This window comes from Streptomyces sp. NPDC030183 (assembly GCF_055573455.1).
This window is the reverse complement of sequence record NZ_JBVIBK010000033.1, coordinates 12,223-34,969: the sequence shown is the minus strand read 5'-3', so window position 1 is coordinate 34,969 and position 22,747 is coordinate 12,223. Positions and strand designations below refer to the sequence as shown.

Sequence of the window (22,747 nt, the reverse complement as noted above, 5' to 3'; positions counted from 1 at the left end):
CGGGACGGGCCCTGGACGGGACGGGGCCTTGACGGGGCGGGTCCTTGACGGGACGGGTCCTTGACGGGGCAGGCCCTACGCCGGAGAGGGCGTCGTCTTCGTCTGCTCGTCCTCGGTCTGCTCGTTCTCCGCATGCTCGGCGTTCGCCGCGGCCGCCTCGCGGTCGCGGCGCTCGCGGCGGGCGAGGATGACGTAGCCGACGGGGACGGCGGCGGCGAAGAGCCACCACTGGAGGGCGTACGCGTAGTTCAGCGCGGCGTTCTCGTCGCCGGGGCTGCCGAGGAGTTCCGGGGTGTCGCCCTTCGGCTCGGGCGCTGTCAGGGCGACGTAGCCGCCGAGGACCCGGGCGTCGAGGCGCTTGGCCTCCTGCCCGCTGTTGATCAGCATGATCTGCCGGTCCGGCAGGCCCTCAAGGTCCTTGATCCCGCTGGCCTCGGTCGTCTCGTCGGGCATCAGCCGCCCGGTGACGGTGACCTCACCGCCGGGCGGCGCGGGGATCTTGGGGAACGCCGTCTCGCCGAGTCCTCCCGACGGGATCCAGCCGCGGTTGACGAGCAGGACCTTGCCGTCGTCGAGGACGAACGGGGTCAGGACGTGGAAGCCGACCTCGTCATCGGCGTTGGTGCGGCGGCGGACCACGACCTCGTCGTCGGTGTCGAAGGTGCCCCGCGCGGTCACGGTCCGGTAGCGCTCGGCGCTGGTGACGGTGTGCCCGGGGGACGTCAGCCGCTCCACGGGCACCGGCTTCGCGGCCAGCGCGTCGGCGACGAGCTGGTTCCGGGCGGAGCGCTCCTCGTACCGATGCATCTGCCAGAAGCCCAGCCTGACCATGGTCGGGATCAGGACGAGCGCGAGCAGCGTGAGGATCACCCACTGCCGGGACAACAGGAAGCGGTACACCCACTGACCGTACCTCGCGCGGTTCGGCCCCCGGCGGGAGGGTCCCGCCGGGGGCCGCCGCATACCGGCTCAGACCTTGTCGACGATCCCCACCCTCCCCTCGGCCCGCGCGCAATGGGCGCCGCAGTACCAGTGGCCCTCGACCTCGACGCCCTGACCGATGATCTGCACCCGGCAGTGCTCGCAGATGGGGGCCATGCGGTGGATCGCGCAGGCGAAACAGTCGAAGACGTGCACCGCGCCCTGCGCGTGCACCTCGAACGTCATGCCGTAGTCGTTTCCGCAGACTTCGCAACGTGCCATGCGCCACAGCGTGCGGCGCCGACCCGCCACGGGCGAGCGGACGGCGGGCGAGTCGCCCGCCAATCACCCGTACGCCCCTCTCACCCCTCGGAGGCCGGTTCCACGTCCCGCAGCAGCTGCCCGAACGCCGCCTCGTCGATCACGGGTGTCCCGTACTGCCGGGCCCTGACGGTCTTGGACGTACCCGAGTCCGGGTCGTTGGTGACGAGCAGACTCGTCACCCGGGACAGGCTCGTCGCCACATGCAGCCCCGCCTCCACCGCCCGGTCCTCCAGCAGTTCCCGGTCGACGGAGGTGTCCCCGGAGAAGGCGACCCGCATGCCCTGCTTGAGCGGTTTGCCCTCTTCGTACCGGCCGGGGTTGGGGTACGGGCACGGGGGCCGCTTGCGGGAGGGCCGCCAACTGCCCGCCCCGTAGCCACCGGAGGAGTACCCGCCGGTGGCCTGCCGTCCGATCGTCGGCGAGGAGGACCACTCGGTCAGCGGCCGGCATTCGAGCAGCGGCAACCGCACACCCCGGCTGGCGGCGGCGCGCAGACTGGGCCGGAACGCCTCCGCCAGCACCCGCGCGTCGTCCAGCGCGTGGTGGGCGCGCTGCTGCACGACGCCGAAGTGGGCCGCGAGCGACTCCAGTTTGTGGTTGGGCAGCGGCAGCCCCAGCTCCTTCGACAGCGCGATGGTGCACAGCCGCTGCCGCACCGGCGCCTCGGTCTCCGCGCGGGCGTACTCCCGGGCGAGCATCGACCAGTCGAACACCGCGTTGTGCGCGACGAGTACGCGGTCGGCGAGCCGGGAGGACAACTCCTCCACGATGTCCCGGAACAGCGGGGCCCCTTCGAGCACGTCGCTCGTCAGCCCGTGGATCCACACCGGCCCCGGGTCGCGCTCCGGGTTGACCAGCGTGTACCAGTGGTCCTCGACCTCACCGCGCGCGTCCAGTCTGTACACAGCCGCGGAGATTATCCGGTCGTCCCGGGCCAGCCCGGTCGTCTCCACGTCAACAACCGCGTACCCCTGCGGATACGCGGTCGGCCAGGGAGCTTGCGACGCCGCGGTCGAAAGGTCTTCGAGCATGGTCCCTGAGGATACGGGCCACGACTGACAGCCTGTTACTCGACGGTGAGGTGTCTTGCCGTGGAAGCCGGTGCCGTGAGCTGTGCGGCGAAGGCCAGTTCGGCGAGGCTGGTCTCCAAGGTCGCGAAGTTCTGGGCCGGATGTCGCAGATGGGGCACATCGCCCGGTGGCGCAGATCGACGGCTCCCTTTCGGGGGCCACCCCTCAAGTCTGCCCGCCGGATTGGCGGAGGACGCCAAGAAGCAAGCGCGTACCACTGGAAATACTTGTCAGTAACAACGTCTAGCCCCAGCTCACCAGCGGTTCTACGGTGCCCACATGCCGAACCTGCCCGATGTCGTGCTGTGGTCGATACCCGCGTTTGTGCTGCTCACCGTGATCGAGGTGATCAGTTACCGCCTCCATCCGGACGAGGACGCCGCCGGATACGAGGCGAAGGACGCCGCGACGAGCGTCGGTATGGGGCTCGGCAGTCTCGCGTTCGACTTCCTGTGGAAGATCCCGATCGTCGCCATCTACACCGCGGTCTACGAACTGACCCCGCTGCGCGTGCCCGTGCTGTGGTGGACGGTCCCGTTGATGCTGCTCGCGCAGGACTTCTTCTACTACTGGTCGCACCGGGGCCACCACGTCGTCAGGATCCTGTGGGCCTGCCACGTCGTGCACCACTCCAGCCGGAAGTTCAACCTGACCACCGCGCTGCGGCAGCCCTGGACCACGTGGACCGTGTGGCCCTTCTACGTCCCGCTCATCGCCCTCGGTGTGCATCCGGCCGCGCTCGCCTTCTGCTCGTCGGCCAACCTCGTGTACCAGTTCTGGATCCACACCGAGCGCATCGGCAAGCTGCACCCGGCGTTCGAGTTCGTGTTCAACACGCCGTCGCACCACCGCGTCCACCACGCCTCCCAGGGCGGCTACCTCGACCGCAACTTCGGCGGCATCCTCATCGTCTGGGACCGGCTGTTCCGGTCCTTCGTCGCGGAGACCGAGCGCCCCGTCTACGGTCTGACCAAGAACATCGGCACCTACAACCCCCTGCGGGTCGCCACCCACGAGTACGTCGCCATCGCCAAGGACCTGAGGGCGGCCCGGAGTTGGAGCGAGCGGGCCGGGCGGGTCTTCCGGGGCCCCGGCTGGGGACCGGCGGCTCGGCGCGCGGCCGCCGAGGGGAAGCCGGCCGCCGAAGGGAAGCCGGCCGCCGAGGGGAAGCCGGCCGCCGAAGGGAAGCTGGCCGCCGAGGGGAAGCCGGCCGCCGAGGAGCGGCCGGCGGTCACGGAGACCGCCGCGTGAGACGGGACGGCGGACAGACCGTCCTCGTCGCCTTCGGGGTCGCCGCGGTCGTCGACCTCGGCTCCCTCGCCGCGGGGTTCACCCCCGGGCACCTCGCCGCCAAGCCGCTGCTGATGCCGTTGCTCGCCGCGTGCGTCCACGCGCGCGGCGGCCCCCGGCTGCTGATCGCCGCGCTCCTGTGCGGCTGGGGCGGGGACGTCCTCCTCCTCTCCGACGCCGACCCCGCCTTCCTCGCCGGGATGGGCTCCTTCGCGGCGGGGCACGTCTGCTACCTCGTCCTCTTCGGGAAGCGGGCGCGGCGGGCGAACGACGCGGGGAGCGCGGGGGCGGGCCGTTCACCCGAGGGAGAGCGGGCGGCACGCGCGCGTGCCCTCCGGCTGCCCGCCGGGTACGCGCTCGTCCTCGTCGTCGCCTTGGCGAGCCTGTGGGCCGGTCTGCCCGCGGAACTGCGGGTGCCTGTCGCCGGGTACAGCGCCCTGCTGACCGCGATGGCGTGCTCCGCGGCCCGGCTGGGGGTCGTCGCCGGCGCCGGCGGCGCGCTCTTCGTGCTGTCGGACATGCTCATCGCGACGGGTGTCGCCGAGTGGCCGCAGCTCCCGCGCCCGGACCTGTGGATCATGCTCACGTACATCGCCGCCCAGTGCCTGCTGGCCCACGGTGTCCTCCAGACCCCGGAGACCGGGCGACCGGCGCCCACCGGCGGCTCGGTGACGGCGGCCCCCTGAGCGAGGGCGGCCCCCGGGGCCGCCGGCCCTCACCAGCGGATCGGCACCGGCAGCGCCGTGAGCAGGGCCGACACCGCCACGACCACCCCCAGGAACACCAGTTCCGCGCGTGCGGGAGCACAGGCGTCGAGCGGGTCGGCCGCGCGCCGCAGCCGCAGCCGCGCGGAGAGGGCGAGCGCGGCGACGGCGGCCATGAGCAGCACCTTGGCGAGCAGGACGCGCCCGTACGCCGTCTCCGTCAGCTGGTCGAGGACCGTGCCCGGCGGCATCCGGCGGAGCGTGCTGCCCAACCCGGTGGCGGTCACGGCGGCCAGCAGAACCACGGCCACGCGCGCGTAGAAACCCAGCAGCGCGGCGCCCGGCCCTGCCGTCGCGCGCCACGCGCGCGTGCCCAGGGTGCGTAGGACGTACAGCAGTCCGCCCGCCCACAAGGCCGCGCACAGCAGGTGAACGAACGTCAGGGCAGTGCCGAGGAGCGGGTCGTCCTCGACGGTGGGGTGCGCCCGCGACGCCTCCGCGGCGACGATCGCCGTGAGCGGCACCACCTGGGTGAGCGGACGCCGGGACCGGGCGCACAGGGCCGCCGCCGCGAACGCGTTGACCTCCAGCAGGGCGAGCCGTCCGTCCCGCGTCGCGTGGAGGCCGCCGATGTCCATGTCGGCGGGGGAGCCCGGCAGGAGGTTGCCGGTCGCCACCACCGAGGCCAGCCCCAGGGCGGCCACGCAACCGGCGACAGCCGCCCCCGCCGCCCGACTGCGGGGCCTCTCCTCCGGGGCACCGGGCACCCGCCGGGCCAGCCGCACGACGAACAGCTCGCCCAGCGGTACGCACAGCGCGGCCAGCGCGACCGTTCTCAGGAGGGCGATCCCGCCCGCCCCGGGGGCCGCCGCCTCACCCGTGCCGGCCAGCGCGACACGCGGCCCGAACAGGGGGACCGCCGCGCCCACGGCCACCAGGAGGAGCAGCCCGGCGGCCCGCCCGCCGCCCGCCGGCCACCACCGTCCGGGCCACCGCCCCGCACGTCCCCCGACGGCCCGCCGCCCGGGGCCCAGGGCCCCGTTCTCCTCCGTCGTCCGTCTCGTCAGGCTCACCCCGAAAGTCCACCAGTCGCCCCAGAGACGGGCAAGTTCCGGAAAACAGCCGGTAGTTCGACATCACGCCCATACCTACGGCTGGGGACGGTGTCCGTCTCACGGAGACCTGCGCGCCAAGAAGCGCGGGGGAGGCGCACATCTCACCCACGCGCCGCCAGTTCACTCCCTCGCACACCCCCTGGCACCCTCTCGCCCCTCACACCCACCTCGCCTCGTCCGCGCCCCAGGGCCCCGGCGGTCGCGCCCAGTCGCCCGGCCCGCCCTCGAAGGAGACCGGCGGCAGCGCGTACCGCAGCCGCCCGACCGGACTGTCCCGCTCGGCGAGCCAGGGATCCGCCGAGCCGGACACCGCACCGGCGCTGCTCTCCTCCGCACCCGCAGGGCGGACCCCCGGCCCCGGCCCGCGTCCTCCAGCAGCCACGCCGCCGTTCGCGCCAACGACAGCCGTACGACCCGTCCGCGACCGTCCGCCCACCCCTCGGAGAGCGACCGCAGCACCGCCGCCGCCAGCAGGTACCCCGTCCCGTGGTCGAGGGCCTGCGCGGGCAGCGCGCCCGGACGCTCCGGCGACCCCTCGACCGCCGCGATCCCGGTCGCCACCTGGACGAGGCTGTCGAAGCCCCGCCGCCCGGCCCACGGCCCGTACGCGCCCCACGCCGACAGCTGCGCCACGACGAGGCCGGGCCGCCGGGCGACCAGTGCCTGCGGGGCCAGCCCGAACCGGTCCAGCCCACCCGGCCGGTACCCGGTGACGACGACGTCCGCCGCGGCCAGCAGCTCCTCGAAGACGCGCCGGTCGGCGGCACGGGCCAGGTCCAGTGCCGTCGACCGCTTCCCGAAGCCGGTGTCGATGTGCTGGTCGGGGATTTCGGGCAGCCCCGGCGGGTCGACGCGCAGCACGTCCGCGCCCAGCAGGGCGAGCGTCCGGGTGGCGACCGGGCCCGCGATGACACGGGTCAGGTCGAGGACCCGCACCCCGGCGGCGGGCAGCGGGAGAGCCCCGCCCGACGAGGACGGCGCCGGCCCCGGACGCCGGTGCGCGGCCCGAGCCGCGGGCGGCGGCACGCGCGCGTGCGCGATGTCCGCCCGGTCGTGCTCGACCAGCGGCCCGGCCGCCACCGCCGCGGCCTGTTCGTGCGCCGCCCATTCGTCCACCGACCGCAGCGCGACCGCGAGACCCCCGGCCGCGTACACCGCCTCCTCGACCTGAAGCGACGAGCGTTCGGCGAGCGCCGCGCCGACGGCGGTCGCGTCGCCCCCGGGCAGCCCCAGCGCGGACCGCAACCGCTCCCGGTGGTGCGGGTAGTTGGCGTGCGTGCGCACCCAGCCGTCCGCCGTGCGCCAGAAACGCGACAGCGGCGCGAAGGCGACCGGCGCCCGCCCGTCGATCAGCAGATGCCGCTCGCTCACGAAGGCCGTGGCCACCGCCCCGTCGTCCACCCGTACGCGGGGCACGTCCGCGAGGCCGGCCCGCCGCGCGCCCAGCTCGGCGGCGGCCAGGGCGCACACGCCCACGCAGGCCCGCGCCAGCTCCCGTACCGGGAGCCGGGCCGGCAGCACCCCGTCCCGTACGACCGTCGACACCCGCCGCAGCGGACCGGGGTCGCCGCCCAGCGCCGCCCACGCCGACGCCAGGCTCACGCCGGTGCCGATCGAGCTGCCTCCGCCGGTGCCGATCCCCCTGGCTCCGCCCGCGCCCGAGTCCCTGCCCGCGCCCTTGCCCGCACCCATGTCCGTCATGAGTCCACTGTGCGGTGTGGACGGGATCAACATGGGTGCCGGGGCAGCGGAAAGGGCCGGGCGGTACCCGACCGCCCGACCCTGACGCTCCCTTGAGGAGAGTTCCCGCGTGGTGAGCCGCTACTTGGTGACCGCGTCCAGCGCGTCCGCCGTGCCGAAGCCGTAGAAGCCGTTGTAGTTCTTCGGCCCTTCGCACACCGCGTCGGCCTTGCCGTCACCGTCGAGGTCGTACGGGTCCGTGCACGGCGTCGCGTCGGCCTGCGCGTACAGCAGGGCCTTCACGAGCGGCGCCGGCGCGTACGGGTGCGTCGACTTGATGAGGGCGGCGACCCCCGCGACATGCGGTGACGCCATCGACGTACCGGCCATGTAGCCCCACTTGCCGCCCGGCAGCGGGCCCAGGATGAGGCCGCTGGTGGCGGGCGGGGCCGGGGTCTGCAGACGGGTCGAGTCGCCGCCGGGCGCGGCGATGTCGATGACACCCAGACCGTGGTTGGAGAACGACGACTTGACGCCCTTCGCGCCGGTCGCGGCGACCGTGACGACACCGGGCAGCTGGGTCGGGATGTCCAGGCACTTCGACGGGTCGATCACCCGGTCCGACGGCGTCGTGTCGTTCGGCGACGTCGGGTCGGTGATCTCGTCGGCCGCGAGGTCGTAGTTCTCGTTGCCGGCCGCCGCGACGTTGACCGTGCCCTTCTTCTCCGCGTACCGCGAGGCCCGGGTGATGGCCTCGACGAGCGCCTTCTGGTCCGGGTCGTCCTTGCAGTTGAAGTACCACGGGTCGGTGTAATAGCTGTTGTTCGTGACGTCCACGCCGTGCTCGGCGGCCCACATGAAGCCGCAGACCACGGCCTCCGTGTAGAAGAAGCCGGCCGTCGTGGACACCTTGATGCCGGACACCTTCACGCCCGGCGCCACACCCGTGACCCCGACGCCGTTCTTCGCGGCGGCGATCTCACCGGCCACATGAGTGCCGTGCGGGCTCTCCGTGGGCCCCGGCCGCCAGGCGCCGTCGGTCGTGTCGGGCTTGCCCGTGACGCAGTTGACCGACGCCTTCCGGTCGAAGTTGGGCGCGATGTCCGGGTGGGTGTCGTCGACGCCGGTGTCGATGACGGCGACCGTGACGTCCGGGCTGCCCAGGGACACCTCGTGGGCCTTGTCCGCCTTGATGGCGGGCAGGTCCCACTGCAGTGACTCAAGGGGGTCCTGGCCCTCGGCGGCGTCCGCTGCCGCGATCTCCTCGGCGGACAGCACCTTGGGGGTGCCGACGTCGGTGGTGGACTGCGCGGGCAGCGGCGCGGTGCGCGTGGCGCCCGCCGACTCCACCCCGGGCACCCGGCGGATCGCGGGGGCGAAGTCGGCGTTCGCCGAGTGGACGACGATGACGCCGATCCTGTCGTACGACGTCACGATCGTGCCGCCCGCCTCGGTGATGGCCTTCTTCACCTTGGCGGACGGTCCGTGACCGGGGCGGACGTTGACCACGTAGCTGAGCTGTGTCGCGTCGGCCGCGGTCCGGGCGGTCACCTCTGCCGCCGAGGCCGTGGTACCGGGTATGACGACCACTGCCGTCGCCAGGACCATCCCCAGGGGGATCGCCGCCAGGCGACGCGAGCGCTTACGAGGCGCTGTCATGCTGTCTCCAGTTCGTTTCGCGTGATGAGCGGTACGAGCTGTGCGGGAACGCGTTCCCGTCGGGGTGTCGGTCCGCCCCGGTGGCTGTTACTTGACGGCCTTCAGGGCGTTGACGATGCCGTGCCCGTAGAAGCCGTTGACACGCGGGCCGCCCTCGCAGACGGCGTCCGGGGTGCCGTCGCCGTTCTGGTCGTACGTCGTGGGGCAGGCCTGCTTGTCCGCCTGGGCCTTCAGCAGCCACTGCAGCTGCGCCGGGGACGCCCACGGGTGCGTGGACTTCAGCAGCGCGGCCACGGCCGAGGCGTGCGGCGCCGCCATCGACGTGCCCTGGAGGAAGCCGTACTTGCCCTCCGGCATCGTGGACAGGATGCGGCCGTCCTTCGACGGGGTGTCCGGCAGCTGGTAACGCCGGTCGCCGCCCGGCGCCGCGATGTCGACGACACCGTTGCCGTACGTGGAGTAGTACGACTTCTCGTTCTTCACGCCCGTCGCGCTCACCGTGACGATGCCCGGCAGCTGGGTCGGCACGTCGAAGCACTCGCTCGGGTCGATGGTGCGCTCGACCGGAGTGGTGTCGTTGGGGCTGGAGGCGTCCACGATCGCGTCGGAGGCGAGGTCGTGGTTGGAGTTGCCCGCCGAGGCCAGGTGCAGGGTGCCCTTCTTCGTGGCGTACTTCTGCGCCCGGTTGACGGCGTCGACGATCGCCTTCTGGTCCGGGTCCTCCATGCAGTTGTAGAGCCACGGGTCGACGTAGTAGCTGTTGTTCGTGATCTCCACGCCGTGGTCGGCGGCGAACACGAACGCGCAGACGACGCTCTCCGCGTAGAACAGACCGCTCTTCTTGTCGGTCACGTTGATGCTGGAGACCTGGACGCCGGGAGCCACGCCGGCGACGCCTATGCCGTTGCGGGCCGCGGCGATCTCACCGGCGACGTGCGTGCCGTGGTAGTCGGCCGCGGTGTACGGCCGCCAGGCGCCCTCGCTGGTGTCCGCGACACCGCCGTCGCAGTTGGCCGACTGGGACTTGGAGAAGTTCGGCGCGAGGTCCGGGTGGGTGTCGTCGACGCCGGTGTCGATGACGGCGACCGTGACCCTCCTGCTGCCGTCGTTGATCTTCGCCGCCTTGTCGGCGCCGATCGACCGCAGGTCCCACTGGTCGGCCTCGAGCGGCTCGGCGTCGGGGATGTCGGCCGAGGCGGCCTTCACCTTCGCGGCCTCAGCGTCCGTCAGGACGTCGACGGCACCCTCGTCCGTCGTGCCCGCGGGCGTCAGCGGCGAGGTACGGGTCAGACCGGCCGACTGCACACCGCGCGCGGCACGGATCGTCGCGCCGAACTCGGGGTTGGTGGAGTGGACGACGATCACGCCGATCCGGTCGTAGGCGACGACGACCTTGCCGCCCGCCTCGGCGATCGCCTTCTTGACGGAGGCGAGGGTCCACTTGTCGGTCCTGGTGTTCACGACGTACGAGAGGTTCGGGCCCTCCGCGGTCGCGGTCGCGGTGGCGGGTGCGGCGAGCGGCGCCGCCGAGGCGACACCCGGCAGGAAGCCGAGTGAGGCGGTCAGCGAGAGAGCGACCGGTACCGCGAGCGCGAGCCGACGGCTGGAGCGCAGATGAGCCATGGGGTCTCCACATCATCCTCAAAGAAACCGGCCCCGGGCACACGAGTGCCTGGGCAGGTACATGACTTGGTGGTGCGCCCCGAAGCTATCCCCCGCCGTCCCTGGCCAGCAATGACTTGAGGGGACCCCGGCCGAAGTAGAGGGGTATCCCTTATCGACACGCCTGTGTCGATCCGTCGCCGAATCGATTTTCGAAAGAACGACAGACGGTTGAACCGGTCCTCCCGTGCCGCCGTGACGTTGAGCAGGGAGCCCGAGCACGATCGTGCGCCCCATCTCACCGCTAGGAACAGAGCCGACCAGATGTCCGTAATCGACCCGTCCCCCGATCCGACGGCGAAATCGTCCCCATCCACCGTCGCGACCGCGGCGGATACGCGAGGAGACTCCGTGGCAACCGACGCACCGCCCCCCGCGCAGGCAGAACACCATCTCCCCTCGGCCGAGGAGTTCACCGCGGTCCAGGAGAGCGCCGAGTTCGGTGAACTGCGCCGCTCCTACCGGTCGTTCGCCTTCCCGCTGACCGTCGCCTTCATCGCCTGGTACCTGCTGTACGTCCTGCTCTCCAACTACGCCGGCGACTTCATGGGGACCAAGCTCCTCGGCAACATCAACATCGCCCTCGTCCTCGGCGTCGCCCAGTTCGTCACCACGTTCCTCATCGCCTGGTGGTACTCGCGGCACGCCGCCGCGAAGCTCGACCCCAAGGCCGAGGCGATCAAGTCCCGGATGGAGGGCGGCGCATGAGCCCCGTTCAGCAGACAGTCCTCGCGGCCAACGAGGCCAGCGAGCACCGGCCGCTCATCATCACGCTGTTCGCGCTGTTCGTCCTCGCGACGCTCGCCATCACCGTGTGGGCCGGCCGCCAGACCAAGGACGCCGCCGACTTCTACGCGGGCGGCCGCCAGTTCAGCGCCTTCCAGAACGGCCTCGCCGTCTCCGGCGACTACATGTCCGCCGCGTCGTTCCTCGGCATCGCCGGCGCGATCGCCCTCTTCGGCTACGACGGCTTCCTCTACTCCATCGGCTTCCTCGTCGCCTGGCTGGTCGCCCTGCTCCTGGTCGCCGAGCCGCTGCGCAACTCCGGCCGCTACACCATGGGCGACGTGCTCGCGTACCGCATGCGCCAGCGCCCGGTGCGCACCGCCGCCGGTACGTCCACGATCGTCGTGTCGATCTTCTACCTGCTGGCCCAGATGGCGGGCGCGGGCGTCCTCGTCTCCCTGCTCCTCGGCATCACCTCCGACGCCGGCAAGATCCTCATCGTCGCCCTCGTCGGCCTCCTGATGATCGTCTACGTCTCCATCGGCGGTATGAAGGGCACCACCTGGGTCCAGATGGTGAAGGCCGTGCTGCTGATCGGCGGCACGCTCCTCATTACGTTCCTGGTGCTGCTGAAGTTCAACTTCAACATCTCCGATCTGCTCGGCACCGCCGCCGAGAACAGCGGCAAGGGCGCCGCCTTCCTGGAGCCCGGCCTCCAGTACGGCGCGACCGGCACCTCCAAGCTGGACTTCATCTCCCTCGGCATCGCCCTGGTCCTCGGCACCGCCGGCCTGCCGCACATCCTGATCCGCTTCTACACGGTGCCCAACGCCAAGGCTGCCCGTAAGTCGGTCAACTGGGCCATCGGCATCATCGGCGGCTTCTACCTGATGACCATCGCCCTCGGCTTCGGCGCCGCCGCGCTGATCGACCAGAAGGAGATCATCGCCTCCAACCCGTCGGGCAACACCGCGGCCCCGCTGCTCGCCCTGCACCTCGGCGGCGTCGACTCGGCCTGGGGCGCGATCCTGCTCGCCACGATCTCGGCGGTGGCGTTCGCGACCATCCTCGCCGTGGTCGCCGGCCTCACCCTCGCCTCGTCGTCGTCCTTCGCGCACGACATCTACGCCAACGTCATCCGCAAGGGGAAGGCGTCCGGCGCCGAGGAGGTCCGCGCGGCCCGCTGGGCGACCGTCTTCATCGGCATCGTCTCCATCGGCCTCGGCGCCCTCGCCCGCGACCTGAACGTGGCCGGCCTGGTCGCGCTCGCCTTCGCGGTCGCGGCCTCGGCCAACCTGCCGACCATCCTCTACAGCCTCTTCTGGAAGCGGTTCACCACCCAGGGCGCGCTGTGGTCGATCTACGGCGGTCTGATCGTCGCCGTCGGCCTGGTGCTGTTCTCGCCCGTCGTCTCCGGCGACCCCAAGGCGATGTTCCCGGACGTCGACTTCCACTGGTTCCCGCTGAAGAACCCGGGCATCATCTCCATCCCGTTCGGCTTCCTCATGGGCTTCCTCGGCACCGTGCTCTCCAAGGAGAAGCCCGACGAGGCCAAGTACGCCGAGCTGGAGGTCCGCTCCCTCACGGGCACCGGCGCGCACTGAGAGGTCGTGTTGCGAAGGGGTCGTCGTAGGGATCTACGGCGGCCCCTCGCCGCGTCTCGTGGGATCGGGCCTGTGATGTCGTCACCGGTGTCACGTAGGCTCGCAGGTGTCAGGGAACGACTGATCCGGCGCGGGAGGGGGCCCACGTGCTCATCGACACCTACGGCCGAGTGGCCACCGACCTCAGGGTCTCGCTGACCGACCGGTGCAATCTGCGCTGCACCTACTGCATGCCCGAGGAGGGCCTGCAGTGGCTGGCCAAGCTCGATCTGCTCACGGACGACGAGATCGTCCGCCTCATCGACATAGCCGTCACCACCCTCGGCGTCACCGAGGTCCGCTTCACCGGCGGCGAGCCCCTGCTGCGCCCCGGCCTGGCCGGCATCGTGGAGCGCGTGGCGGCGCTGGAGCCCCGCCCCCAGACGTCCCTCACCACCAACGGCATCGGCCTGAAGCGCACGGCGGCGGCCCTGAAGGCGGCGGGCCTGGACCGGGTGAACGTCTCCCTGGACACCCTGCGCCCCGATGTCTTCAAGACCCTCACCCGGCGGGACCGCCACAAGGACGTCCTGGAGGGCCTCGAAGCAGCCCGCGAGGCGGGCCTGACCCCCGTCAAGGTGAACTCGGTCCTGATGCCCGGCCTCAACGACGACGAGGCCCCGGACCTCCTCGCCTGGGCCGTCGAGCACGACTACGAGCTGCGGTTCATCGAGCAGATGCCGCTGGACGCCCAGCACGGCTGGAAGCGCGACGGCATGGTCACCGCCGGCGACATCCTCGCCTCCCTGCGCACCCGCTTCGACCTCACCCCCGAGGGCCAGGAGGAGCGCGGCTCGGCACCGGCGGAGCGCTGGCTCGTCGACGGCGGCCCCCACCGCGTGGGCGTCATCGCCTCCGTCACCCGCCCGTTCTGCTCCGCCTGCGACCGCACCCGCCTCACCGCCGACGGCCAGGTCCGCACCTGTCTGTTCGCCCGCGAGGAGACCGACCTCCGCGCAGCCCTGCGCTCGGGCGCCCCCGACGAGGAGATCGCCCGCATCTGGCGACTGGCCATGTGGGGCAAGAAGGCGGGCGCCGGCCTGGACGATCCGTCGTTCGTCCAGCCCGACCGGCCGATGTCCGCGATCGGGGGATGAGGACCCCCACGACGCAGCAGCGGCGCACGGGCTGCCCGGCGGCGGCCTAGGCCCTGTCCTCCCACTCCTTGAGCGTGACGACGTCCTTGAGGAACCCGCGCACCCCGAGGAACTGGGACAGATGCTCCCGGTGCTCCTCGCACGCGAGCCAGGTCTTCCGCCGGTCCGGGGTGTGCAGCTTGGGGTTGTTCCAGGCGAGCACCCAGACCGCGTCGGCACGACAGCCCTTGGCGGAACAGACGGGGGAGACGGGATCGGCACCGGGGACGTTGAGGATGTTCACCCGTCGACCCTAGCCGCACAAAAGGCGACGCCGAGCAGCCACGGGGGGAGCTGCCCGGCGTCGGTCTGTCGCTCCGACGGGGGATGCGGAGCGCGTACGCAGTATGTCACGGGTGACCCTCTGCCCGGCACAGGAACTACATGATTGATCTGAGCTTTTCTTGAGGTTGGCGGCCGGATGGATTCCGCTTCCAGCGGGTCCCCGGCTCAGGCCCGCTCGCGCGGCTCACTCCGGTGACCCCCCGCGGAGTCCGCCGGGACGTCTTCCGTGAAGGATTCCGCGGACTCCTCGGCAGGGAGCGGCGTGATCATGGGCCGCACCGGCGGGACGATGAACGTGGACGGCAGCGAGGGCGCGTTCTCCCGGCCCGCGTTGGCGATCACCACGGCGATGTACGGCAGCACCATTCCGAGCACCAGGGCGACGACCGCGACGTGCCGTTCGACGTTCCACAGGACCGCCGCGGCGATCACCGAGAGCGTGCGCACCGACATCGAGATGACATAGCGTCGCTGCCTGCCCCGGACGTCGTCGGCGAGCCCCTGCCGGGCGCCGGTGATCCGGAAGACCTCGACGTTGCTCTGCTTCCGCATCGCGTTCCACCACCCGCCTCTGTCGGACGCGCCCCGGCCCGTTCCCCTGCCGGACCCCGCACGGTGAACGGCGGGCCGGTACCTCTCCACGGTACGCCGCGCCTGCGCCGCCTACGAGACCGGGTCTCCTCCCGGCGGGACGGGACGACCTGCGCCGTCCCGCGTACGGCACCGCCCGACATGCGGCGTAGCGGAGGCGGGCCGACACTGGCCGTACTGCTCACGTCGAGCCGTAGGAGGAGGCAGCCATGGGCTGGTTGTGGGCGATCATCGTGGGGCTCGTGCTCGGCCTGCTGGCCAAGGCGATCATTCCGGGCAAGCAGCACAGCCCGCTCTGGCTGACGACGATCTTCGGCATGCTGGGCGCCGTCGTCGGCAACGCCATCGCACGGGGCTTCGGCGTCGAGGAGACCGCGGGCATCGACTGGAGCCGCCACGTCTTCCAGGTGGTCGCCGCGGTGGCGATCGTGTACCTGGGCGACAGCCTCTACATGGCGACGGTGGGGAAGAAGAAACACCAACGCGGCTGACGGACGCCCGCCGCGCGAAGGGGTGCGGGGACCGAGCGACGCCGTGGCCGCTGCGCCCCCACACCCCTCGGTGCTTCTACCGGGCCCCCGTCACCTCGACGGCCGCCAGGTTCTTCTTGCCGCGCCGCAGCACCAGCCAGCGCCCGTGGATGAGGTCCTCCGCCGCCGGCACGGCGTCCTCGGCGGTGACCTTCGCGTTGTTCACGTAGGCCCCGCCCTCCTTGACCGTGCGCCGGCCCGCCGACTTGCTCGGCACCAGCCCGACCTCGGCGAACAGGTCCACGACCGGAGCCAGCTCGGCGACCTTGGCGTGCGGCACCTCGGCCAGCGCCGCGGCCAGCGTCCGCTCGTCCAGCTCCGCCAGCTCACCCTGGCCGAAGAGCGCCTTCGACGCGGCGATCACCGCTGCCGTCTGGTCGGCGCCGTGCACCAGCGTCGTCAGCTCCTCCGCCAGCGCGCGCTGCGCGGCACGGGCCTGGGGCCGCTCCTGCGTCTGCCGCTCCAGCTCCTCCAGCTCCGCACGGGACCTGAAGGACAGGATGCGCATGTACCGGGCGATGTCCCGGTCGTCCACGTTCAGCCAGAACTGGTAGAACGCGTACGGCGTCGTCATCTCCGGGTCCAGCCAGACGGCGCCGCCCTCGGTCTTGCCGAACTTGGTGCCGTCCGCCTTGGTCATCAGCGGGGTCGCCAGCGCGTGCACCTCGGCACCGGGCTCCAGCCGGTGGATCAGGTCCAGGCCGGCCGTGAGGTTGCCCCACTGGTCGCTGCCGCCCTGCTGGAGCGTGCAGCCGTACCTCCGGTAGAGCTGGAGGAAGTCCATGCCCTGGAGGATCTGGTAGCTGAACTCGGTGTAGCTGATGCCCTGGTCGGACTCCAGACGGCGGGCCACGGAGTCCTTCGTCAGCATCTTGTTGACGCGGAAGTGCTTGCCGATGTCCCGCAGGAACTCGATCGCGGACAGGCCCTCGGTCCAGTCGAGGTTGTTGACCATGACGGCCGCGTTCTCGCCCTCGAAGGACAGGAACGGCTCGATCTGGGCGCGCAGCCTGCCGACCCAGCCGGCCACCGTCTCCGGGTCGTTGAGCGTGCGCTCCGCCGTGGGGCGGGGGTCGCCGATCAGACCCGTCGCACCGCCCACCAGCGCCAGCGGCCGGTGGCCGGCCTGCTGGAGCCGGCGCACGGTGAGCACCTGCACCAGGTGCCCGACGTGCAGGGACGGCGCGGTCGGGTCGAAACCGCAATAGAACGTGACGGGACCGTCCGCGAGAGCCTTGCGCAAAGCGTCCTCGTCGGTGGACAGGGAGAACAGCCCCCGCCACTTCAGCTCGTCGACGATGTCCGTCACGGTTCTCGTGTCTCCTCGAATGCTCTTCGGATGGTGGTCGGCAGCCGGGGGCGGCCGACCACGAACGACTACGAGGTTATACGCCCTGGCTGACAGAGCTCATATTGAAATCCGGCACCCGCAGCGCGGGGGTGGCGGCCCTGGTGAAGTAGTCGCTCCACTCCCGGGGGAGCGTCTTCTCCGTGCGGCCCGCCTCGACGGCCCGCCCGAGCAGGTCCACCGGCGACTCGTTGAACCGGAAGTTGTTGACCTCGCCCGTGACCTCGCCGTTCTCCACGAGGTAGACACCGTCGCGGGTCAGGCCGGTCAGCAGCAGCGTCGCCGGATCGACCTCGCGGATGTACCACAGGCAGGTCAGCAGCAGCCCGCGTCCGGTGTTCGCGACCATCTCCTCCAGGGAGCGGTCGTCGCCGCCGTCGAGGACGAGGTTGCCGATGGCGGGCGCCACCGGAAGGCCGGTCAGGCCCGCGCTGTGCCGGGTGGTGGGCAGATGCGCGATCTCGCCCTCGCGGATCCAGTCGGTCGCCTTCAGCGGCAGCCCGTTGTCGAACACCGAGCTGTCGCCGCCGGAGGAGTGGGCGAGCACGAAGGGCGCCGACTCCAGCCCCGGCTCGTAGGGGTCGCTGCGCAGCGACAGCGGCAGGTCGGTGAGCCGCTCGCCGATCCGGGTGCCGCCGCCGGGCTTGCTGAACACGGTCCGGCCCTCGGCGGCGTCCCGCGCCGACGCCGACCACATCTGGTAGATCAGCAGGTCGGCCACGGCCGTCGGCGGCAGCAGCGTCTCGTACCGTCCGGCGGGCAGCGCGATCCGCCGCTCTGCCCACCCGAGCCGTACCGCCAGCTCCGCGTCCAGGGCCGCCGGGTCGACGTCCTTGAAGTCCCGCGTGGAGCGACCCGCCCACGCCGAGCGCGTACGGTCCGGGGACTTGGCGTTCAGCTCCAGCGTGCCGTTCGGCTGGTCGTGCCGCAGCCGCAGCCCCGTCGACGTGCCCAGATAGCTGGTGACCAGCTCGTGGTTGGCGAAGCCGTACAGTTCGCGGCCGCCCGCACGCGCGCGTGCGAACGACTCGCCCAGGGCCGGGGCGAAGTCGGCGAACACGGCGGAGGTGGTCTCGGCGGGCGGCTCCGTGAAGTCGGGGGACGGCTGCACGCCCGTGACCAGCGGCTGGGCGTCCTCGGCGGGCCCGGCCCCGCGCGCGGCCTCCTCCGCGGCCCGTACCAGCGGCTCCAGTTCCTCGGCGGTGACGGCCGAGCGGGACACGACACCGGAGGCGGTGCCCTCCTTGCCGTCGACCGTGGCGACGATCGTCACCGACCGCCCGCGCGTGACCCCGTTCGTGGTCAGCGCGTTGCCCGCCCAGCGCAGGTTGGCCGTGGAGTACTCGTCGGCGATCACCACGCATCCGTCGGCCCGGGACAGTTCGAGAGCCCGCTCGACGATCTCGTGCGGCTTGTGTGCCTTGTTGACGGGCGCGCTCATCGACCTGCCTCCTGCGTGGTGTTCAGAATGTTGACGCCCTTGAACAGGGCCGAGGGGCAGCCGTGCGAGACCGCGGCGACCTGGCCCGGCTGGGCCTTGCCGCAGTTGAAGGCGCCGCCGAGGACATACGTCTGCGGCCCGCCCACGGCCGCCATGGAACCCCAGAAGTCGGTCGTCGTCGCCTGGTACGCGACGTCCCGCAGCTGCCCGGTGATCCGCCCGTTCTCGATCCGGAAGAACCGCTGCCCGGTGAACTGGAAGTTGTACCGCTGCATGTCGATGGACCACGACCGGTCCCCGACGACGTAGATACCGCGGTCGACACCGCCGATCAGGTCCTCCGTGGACATCCCCGCCGGATCCGGCTGGAGCGACACATTGGCCATGCGCTGCACGGGGACGTGCCCGGGGGAGTCGGCGTACGCGCAGCCGTTGGAGCGGCCGAGGCCGGTCAGCCGGGCGATGCGGCGGTCGAGTTGGTAGCCCACGAGGGTGCCGTCCTTGACGAGGTCCCAGCTCTGGCACTCCACCCCCTCGTCGTCGTACCCGATGGTGGCGAGGCCGTGCTCGGCGGTGCGGTCACCGGTGACGTTCATCAGCTCGGAGCCGTACCGGAGCTTGCCGAGCTTGTCGAAGGTGGCGAAGGACGTGCCGGCGTAGGCGGCCTCGTAGCCGAGCGCGCGGTCCAGCTCGGTGGCGTGGCCGATGGACTCGTGGATGGTCAGCCAGAGGTTCGACGGGTCGACGACGAGGTCGTACAGGCCCGCCTCCACGCTCGGGGCGCGCATCTTCTCGGCGAGCAGCTCGGGGATCCGCGCCAGCTCGTCGTCCCAGTCCCAGCCGGTCCCCGTCAGGTACTCCCAGCCCCGGCCGGCCGGCGGCGCCAGGGTCCGCATCGAGTCGAACTCACCGCTGGACTCGTCGACGGACACGGCGGTCAGCGACGGGTGCAGCCGGACCCGCTGCTGCGTGGTCACCGTCCCCGCCGTGTCCGCGTAGAACTTGTTCTCGTGCACGGTGAGCAGCGAGGCGTCCACGTGATTGACCCCGGGCGCCGCCAGCAGCCGCGCGCTCCAGTCCGTGAGCAGCGCGGTCTTCTCCTCGTCGGGGACGGTGAACGGGTCGATCCCGTACGAGGAGATCCACGTCTTCTCCGAGTGCACCGGCTCGTCCGCCAGCTCGACCCTCTCGTCGGACCCGGCCGCCTTGAGCACCTCGGCCGAGAGCTTGGCCATCGCCACCGCCTGCGAGGCGACCTTCGCGGCGGCGTCCATCGTCAGGTCCACACCGGAGGCGAACCCCCAGGTGCCGCCGTGCACCACCCGCACCGCGTAGCCGAGGTCGGTGGTGTCCGACGATCCGGCGGGCTTGGCGTCCCGCAGCCGCCAGGACGCGCTGCGCACCCGCTCGAACCGGAAGTCCGCGTGCTCGGCCCCGAGCGCACGCGCGCGTGCGAGCGCGGCGTCGGCCAAGGCCCTTAGCGGCAGTGCCGTGAAGGCTTCGTCGATGGAATGAGGCACCGAGGTCTCCCTGCTGTCGTGGCCTGTCGGGTCCGATCATGTCGCGCCCGCGGGCACCCGGACCACATCTTTCCGCGCCGACCCCGATGGCTTTCTGTAGGGACCCCACAGTGAGTCCCCCACGCCACTGTCACTGCCCGAATGCCCGCGCGACGGGCCCGACCGATAGGTTTTCGAGGAAGGCGCCTGCCGTCCAGGCATTCGGGCAGGTGTGCAGACCGCTATGGAAAGGGTGATCCGTTGAGCCGCTCGGTTCTCGTCACCGGAGGCAACCGGGGCATCGGCCTCGCCATCGCCCGCGCGTTCGCCGAGAACGGCGACAAGGTCGCCTACACATACCGCTCGGGGGAGCCGCCGGCCGCCCTCGCGGAGCTGGGCTGCCTCGCGGTCAAGTGCGACATCACCGACTCGGAGCAGGTGGAGCAGGCCTACAAGGAGATCGAGACCGAGCACGGTCCGGTCCAGGTTCTCGTCGCGAACGCCGGTGTCACCAAGGACCAGCTCCTGATGCGGATGTCCGAGGAGGACTTCACCTCGGTCATCGACACCAACCTCACCGGCACCTTCCGTGTCGTCAAGCGAGCCAACCGCGGCATGCTGCGCGCCAAGAAGGGCCGCGTCGTGCTGATCTCGTCGGTCGTGGGCCTCTACGGCTCGCCCGGCCAGGCCAACTACGCCGCCTCCAAGGCCGCCCTGGTCGGCTTCGCGCGGTCCCTCGCCCGTGAGCTGGGCTCGCGCGACATCACCTTCAACGTCGTCGCGCCCGGTTTCGTCGACACCGACATGACCAAGGTCCTCACCGACGAGCAGCGCGCGGGCATCGTCTCGCAGGTGCCGCTCGGCCGGTACGCGCAGCCCGAGGAGATCGCCGCGACGGTGCGGTTCCTCGCCTCGGACGACGCCTCGTACATCACTGGAGCCGTCATCCCCGTAGACGGCGGACTGGGAATGGGTCACTGATCACCATGAGCGGAATCCTCGAGGGCAAGCGCGTCCTGATCACCGGTGTGCTGATGGAGTCCTCCATCGCCTTCCACACCGCCAAGCTGGCCCAGGAGCAGGGCGCGGAGATCATTCTCACCGCCTTCCCCCGGCCCACGCTGACCGAGCGCATCGCCAAGAAGCTCCCGAAGCCCACCAAGGTCATCGAGCTCGACGTCACCAACGAGGAGCACCTCGGGCGCCTGGCCGACGTCGTCGGTGAGGAGCTCGGCGGCCTCGACGGCGTCGTGCACTCCATCGGCTTCGCCCCGCAGGACGCGCTCGGCGGCAACTTCCTCAACACGCCGTTCGAGTCCGTCGCGACCGCCATGCACGTCTCGGCGTACTCCCTGAAGTCGCTGACCATGGCCTGCCTGCCGCTGATGCAGAACGGCGGCTCGGTCGTCGGCCTCACCTTCGACGCGCAGTACGCCTGGCCGCAGTACGACTGGATGGGCCCGGCCAAGGCCGCCCTGGAGGCCACCAGCCGCTACATGGCCCGCGACCTGGGCAAGCAGAACATCCGCTGCAACCTCATCTCCGCCGGCCCCATCGGCTCCATGGCCGCCAAGTCCATCCCGGGCTTCGGCGAGCTGGCCTCCGTGTGGGACCACCGCTCGCCGCTGGAGTGGGACCTCAAGGACCCCGAGCCGGCCGGCCGCGGTGTCGTCGCCCTGCTCAGCGACTGGTTCCCGAAGACCACCGGCGAGATCATCCACGTCGACGGCGGGCTGCACGCGATCGGCGCGTGACGCCACCCGCGGCCTGACGGTCGGGTCGAGGGCCCGTGTCCCCCCGGACACGGGCCCTTCGCGCATCCCCCGTTCGGCCCATCCGACGGGCCGCCCGGGCCGGGTGCCGCGCACGCTGGACGTACACCGCCCAGCCGCTCGGCCGAGGAGGTCTCCCTTGTGCGTCTGTCCCGCAGCTTCGCCCCCGTGGCCGTCGCCCTGGCTCTCGTACTGTCCCTTCCGTACGAAGCGATCCCGTACGCACGCGTGGAGACCGGGAAGGCAGCCGGTTCACGGCACGCGCGCGTGACGGCCGACCGTCCCGAACCGTTCGGGGCGGCCTGCCGCAGCACGGTCATCGGCTCCCAGGTGATCGGGTACTGCTACAACCCCTACCCGGACCCCGACCGGGTCCGCCTGCACATCGAGTGCGCGCGCTGGTGGGACATCGACAGCGACGGCGCGCCCGTCGAGACGGGTCCCGCGCAGACGGTGCGGTTCACCGGGCGCTGCTGGAAGGAGGTCCGCGCCGTGTGGTTCACCCACCAGCGGCCGGACGACCAGGACTCCTCACCGCCGGACGACTGAGACTCGGCCGAGGCTCCTCACGGTAGGACGACCGAGGGCTGAGGCTCCTCACGGCCGGCAGTGGAACGGATAACCGGCCGCCTCCGCCGCCGCGGAGTCCGCGTCACCCGCGCGGATCGCCTCCACGAGCCGGGCGTGGTCCATGTACGTCTCCGGCGTCAGCTCCGCGCCGACGTCGTCGCGCAGCCAGTCCCGCAGGACCTCGCCCAAATCCGCGTAGACGGCCGTGACGACGTCGTTGTGGGAGGCGGCCACGACCGCCAGGTGGAAGGTCGCGTCGGCCGCCACGAAGGATTCCGCGTCCCCGGACTCCCAGGCCGCCTCACGGTGCGCGAGGAGCGCGTCCAGCTGCTTCAGGTCCTTCTCGGTGCGCCGCTCGGCGGCCAGCTTCGCGGCGCTCGACTCCAGGGCGGAGCGCAGCTCGGCGATGTGCCGGGGGTCGGCGTCGGCGAAGCGGCGGTGCATGACCCCCGCCAGCTCGCTCGTCGCGACGACGAAGGTGCCGGAGCCCTGGCGGATGTCCAGCAGGCCGTTGTGCGCGAGGGCGCGGACGGCCTCACGGACGGTGTTCCGGGCGACGCCCAGTTGCTCGACCAGCTCGGGCTCGGTCGGGATGCGTGAGCCGACCGGCCACTCGCCCGAGGTGATCTGGTTCCGCAGAGCCGCGATGACCTGCTCGGACAGCGCCGAACGGCGGGGATGACTCAGGGGCATGGCACACCTTCGCACGGTCCGGGGCGGAGGGCGGAGCCGACCCCTCGGCAACCACCTCGACAACCAATCATCCTATGATTCTATGATG

At 71.5% G+C, this 22,747-nt stretch carries 21 protein-coding genes and 1 pseudogene; 9 read left to right on the top strand and 13 right to left on the bottom strand.

The window, feature by feature from the left end; genetic code table 11:
- Positions 1 to 75 precede the first annotated feature (75 nt).
- From ACZ4Z2_RS31910 to ACZ4Z2_RS31900, 3 genes are all read right to left on the bottom strand, one after another.
- Complete coding sequence (locus ACZ4Z2_RS31910) at positions 76 to 900, bottom strand: SURF1 family cytochrome oxidase biogenesis protein (protein ID WP_468080763.1); 825 nt, start codon at positions 898 to 900, stop codon at positions 76 to 78.
- A 69-nt stretch (positions 901 to 969) separates the two neighbouring features.
- A complete protein-coding gene (locus ACZ4Z2_RS31905) occupies positions 970 to 1,203 on the bottom strand; it encodes a hypothetical protein (protein ID WP_079049939.1) in 234 nt (77 codons plus the stop codon).
- Positions 1,204 to 1,283: 80 nt separating this feature from the next.
- Positions 1,284 to 2,276: a DEDDh family exonuclease gene (locus ACZ4Z2_RS31900; RefSeq protein WP_468080761.1), complete on the bottom strand. Its 993-nt coding sequence runs from the start codon at positions 2,274 to 2,276 to the stop codon at positions 1,284 to 1,286.
- A gap of 318 nt (positions 2,277 to 2,594) precedes the next feature.
- Here ACZ4Z2_RS31900 and ACZ4Z2_RS31895 point away from each other — a divergent pair, with 318 nt between their 5' ends.
- Together ACZ4Z2_RS31895 and ACZ4Z2_RS31890 are read left to right on the top strand one after the other, a co-directional pair.
- Positions 2,595 to 3,566, top strand: a complete 972-nt coding sequence (locus tag ACZ4Z2_RS31895) for a sterol desaturase family protein (protein WP_468080759.1) — start codon at positions 2,595 to 2,597, stop codon at positions 3,564 to 3,566.
- Positions 3,563 to 4,291, top strand: coding sequence for a lysoplasmalogenase (locus tag ACZ4Z2_RS31890; protein ID WP_468080758.1), 729 nt, complete (start codon positions 3,563 to 3,565; stop codon positions 4,289 to 4,291). Before ACZ4Z2_RS31895 ends, ACZ4Z2_RS31890 begins: the two co-directional genes overlap by 4 nt.
- Before the next feature lie 29 nt (positions 4,292 to 4,320).
- On the opposite strand, the gene ACZ4Z2_RS31885 is transcribed toward ACZ4Z2_RS31890, so the two are convergent.
- The 4 genes and pseudogenes from ACZ4Z2_RS31885 to ACZ4Z2_RS31870 all read right to left on the bottom strand — a co-directional run bounded on the left by ACZ4Z2_RS31885 (position 4,321) and on the right by ACZ4Z2_RS31870 (position 10,386).
- Positions 4,321 to 5,382, bottom strand: a complete 1,062-nt coding sequence (locus ACZ4Z2_RS31885; protein WP_468080756.1) for a CopD family protein — start codon at positions 5,380 to 5,382, stop codon at positions 4,321 to 4,323.
- A gap of 199 nt (positions 5,383 to 5,581) precedes the next feature.
- Positions 5,582 to 7,116, bottom strand: a pseudogene (locus ACZ4Z2_RS31880) (CoA transferase).
- 129 nt (positions 7,117 to 7,245) lie between these two features.
- Positions 7,246 to 8,763 (bottom strand): S8 family peptidase, encoded by a 1,518-nt coding sequence (locus ACZ4Z2_RS31875; protein WP_468080754.1) that lies wholly within the window; start codon positions 8,761 to 8,763, stop codon positions 7,246 to 7,248.
- Between the two features lie 87 nt (positions 8,764 to 8,850).
- Complete coding sequence (locus tag ACZ4Z2_RS31870; protein WP_468080753.1) at positions 8,851 to 10,386, bottom strand: S8 family serine peptidase; 1,536 nt, start codon at positions 10,384 to 10,386, stop codon at positions 8,851 to 8,853.
- A 390-nt stretch (positions 10,387 to 10,776) separates the two neighbouring features.
- Between ACZ4Z2_RS31870 and ACZ4Z2_RS31865 the strand changes: the two genes are divergently transcribed.
- From ACZ4Z2_RS31865 to moaA, 3 genes are all read left to right on the top strand, one after another.
- Positions 10,777 to 11,133, top strand: a complete 357-nt coding sequence (locus tag ACZ4Z2_RS31865) for a DUF485 domain-containing protein (protein ID WP_468080752.1) — start codon at positions 10,777 to 10,779, stop codon at positions 11,131 to 11,133.
- Positions 11,130 to 12,755, top strand: a complete 1,626-nt coding sequence (locus ACZ4Z2_RS31860; RefSeq protein ID WP_099968658.1) for a solute symporter family protein — start codon at positions 11,130 to 11,132, stop codon at positions 12,753 to 12,755. Before ACZ4Z2_RS31865 ends, ACZ4Z2_RS31860 begins: the two co-directional genes overlap by 4 nt.
- A 146-nt stretch (positions 12,756 to 12,901) precedes the next feature.
- Complete coding sequence (moaA, locus tag ACZ4Z2_RS31855; protein ID WP_468080751.1) at positions 12,902 to 13,891, top strand: GTP 3',8-cyclase MoaA; 990 nt, start codon at positions 12,902 to 12,904, stop codon at positions 13,889 to 13,891.
- A gap of 46 nt (positions 13,892 to 13,937) precedes the next feature.
- On the opposite strand, the gene ACZ4Z2_RS31850 is transcribed toward moaA, so the two are convergent.
- Together ACZ4Z2_RS31850 and ACZ4Z2_RS31845 are read right to left on the bottom strand one after the other, a co-directional pair.
- The gene (locus ACZ4Z2_RS31850) at positions 13,938 to 14,174 is read right to left on the bottom strand and encodes a hypothetical protein (protein ID WP_468080750.1); all 237 of its coding nucleotides are present in this window, start codon (positions 14,172 to 14,174) and stop codon (positions 13,938 to 13,940) included.
- 206 nt (positions 14,175 to 14,380) lie between these two features.
- Complete coding sequence (locus ACZ4Z2_RS31845; RefSeq protein ID WP_468080749.1) at positions 14,381 to 14,767, bottom strand: DUF3099 domain-containing protein; 387 nt, start codon at positions 14,765 to 14,767, stop codon at positions 14,381 to 14,383.
- Positions 14,768 to 15,015: 248 nt separating this feature from the next.
- Between ACZ4Z2_RS31845 and ACZ4Z2_RS31840 the strand changes: the two genes are divergently transcribed.
- Complete coding sequence (locus ACZ4Z2_RS31840; RefSeq protein WP_468080748.1) at positions 15,016 to 15,297, top strand: GlsB/YeaQ/YmgE family stress response membrane protein; 282 nt, start codon at positions 15,016 to 15,018, stop codon at positions 15,295 to 15,297.
- A gap of 76 nt (positions 15,298 to 15,373) precedes the next feature.
- Here the strand turns inward: ACZ4Z2_RS31840 and tyrS are convergent, their stop codons facing one another.
- The 3 genes from tyrS to ACZ4Z2_RS31825 form a co-directional block, all read right to left on the bottom strand.
- A complete protein-coding gene (gene tyrS / locus ACZ4Z2_RS31835; protein WP_468080747.1) occupies positions 15,374 to 16,645 on the bottom strand; it encodes a tyrosine--tRNA ligase in 1,272 nt (423 codons plus the stop codon).
- Positions 16,646 to 16,721: 76 nt separating this feature from the next.
- The gene (locus ACZ4Z2_RS31830; protein ID WP_468080746.1) at positions 16,722 to 18,125 is read right to left on the bottom strand and encodes a metallopeptidase TldD-related protein; all 1,404 of its coding nucleotides are present in this window, start codon (positions 18,123 to 18,125) and stop codon (positions 16,722 to 16,724) included.
- The gene (locus ACZ4Z2_RS31825; protein ID WP_468080744.1) at positions 18,122 to 19,645 is read right to left on the bottom strand and encodes a TldD/PmbA family protein; all 1,524 of its coding nucleotides are present in this window, start codon (positions 19,643 to 19,645) and stop codon (positions 18,122 to 18,124) included. Before ACZ4Z2_RS31825 ends, ACZ4Z2_RS31830 begins: the two co-directional genes overlap by 4 nt.
- Before the next feature lie 240 nt (positions 19,646 to 19,885).
- Here ACZ4Z2_RS31825 and fabG point away from each other — a divergent pair, with 240 nt between their 5' ends.
- The 3 genes from fabG to ACZ4Z2_RS31810 all read left to right on the top strand — a co-directional run bounded on the left by fabG (position 19,886) and on the right by ACZ4Z2_RS31810 (position 21,945).
- On the top strand, positions 19,886 to 20,605 hold the full coding sequence (gene fabG / locus ACZ4Z2_RS31820; protein WP_468080743.1) for a 3-oxoacyl-[acyl-carrier-protein] reductase: 720 nt from the start codon (positions 19,886 to 19,888) through the stop codon (positions 20,603 to 20,605).
- Between the two features lie 5 nt (positions 20,606 to 20,610).
- Positions 20,611 to 21,378, top strand: coding sequence for an enoyl-ACP reductase FabI (fabI, locus tag ACZ4Z2_RS31815; RefSeq protein ID WP_159766574.1), 768 nt, complete (start codon positions 20,611 to 20,613; stop codon positions 21,376 to 21,378).
- A 159-nt stretch (positions 21,379 to 21,537) separates the two neighbouring features.
- On the top strand, positions 21,538 to 21,945 hold the full coding sequence (locus ACZ4Z2_RS31810) for a hypothetical protein (RefSeq protein ID WP_468080742.1): 408 nt from the start codon (positions 21,538 to 21,540) through the stop codon (positions 21,943 to 21,945).
- Between the two features lie 48 nt (positions 21,946 to 21,993).
- Here ACZ4Z2_RS31810 and ACZ4Z2_RS31805 read toward each other — a convergent pair whose 3' ends face one another.
- Positions 21,994 to 22,659 (bottom strand): FadR/GntR family transcriptional regulator, encoded by a 666-nt coding sequence (locus ACZ4Z2_RS31805; RefSeq protein ID WP_468080741.1) that lies wholly within the window; start codon positions 22,657 to 22,659, stop codon positions 21,994 to 21,996.
- Positions 22,660 to 22,747 lie beyond the last annotated feature (88 nt).

Coding starts and splice junctions, on each gene's coding strand:
- ACZ4Z2_RS31905 (WP_079049939.1), bottom strand. CDS start 1,203: ATGGCACGTTGCGAAGTCTGCGGAAACGACTACGGCATGACGTTCGAG.
- ACZ4Z2_RS31900 (WP_468080761.1), bottom strand. CDS start 2,276: ATGCTCGAAGACCTTTCGACCGCGGCGTCGCAAGCTCCCTGGCCGACC.
- ACZ4Z2_RS31895 (WP_468080759.1), top strand. CDS start 2,595: ATGCCGAACCTGCCCGATGTCGTGCTGTGGTCGATACCCGCGTTTGTG.
- ACZ4Z2_RS31875 (WP_468080754.1), bottom strand. CDS start 8,763: ATGACAGCGCCTCGTAAGCGCTCGCGTCGCCTGGCGGCGATCCCCCTG.
- ACZ4Z2_RS31870 (WP_468080753.1), bottom strand. CDS start 10,386: ATGGCTCATCTGCGCTCCAGCCGTCGGCTCGCGCTCGCGGTACCGGTC.
- ACZ4Z2_RS31860 (WP_099968658.1), top strand. CDS start 11,130: ATGAGCCCCGTTCAGCAGACAGTCCTCGCGGCCAACGAGGCCAGCGAG.
- ACZ4Z2_RS31845 (WP_468080749.1), bottom strand. CDS start 14,767: ATGCGGAAGCAGAGCAACGTCGAGGTCTTCCGGATCACCGGCGCCCGG.
- ACZ4Z2_RS31840 (WP_468080748.1), top strand. CDS start 15,016: ATGGGCTGGTTGTGGGCGATCATCGTGGGGCTCGTGCTCGGCCTGCTG.
- ACZ4Z2_RS31830 (WP_468080746.1), bottom strand. CDS start 18,125: ATGAGCGCGCCCGTCAACAAGGCACACAAGCCGCACGAGATCGTCGAG.
- fabI (WP_159766574.1), top strand. CDS start 20,611: ATGAGCGGAATCCTCGAGGGCAAGCGCGTCCTGATCACCGGTGTGCTG.
- ACZ4Z2_RS31805 (WP_468080741.1), bottom strand. CDS start 22,659: ATGCCCCTGAGTCATCCCCGCCGTTCGGCGCTGTCCGAGCAGGTCATC.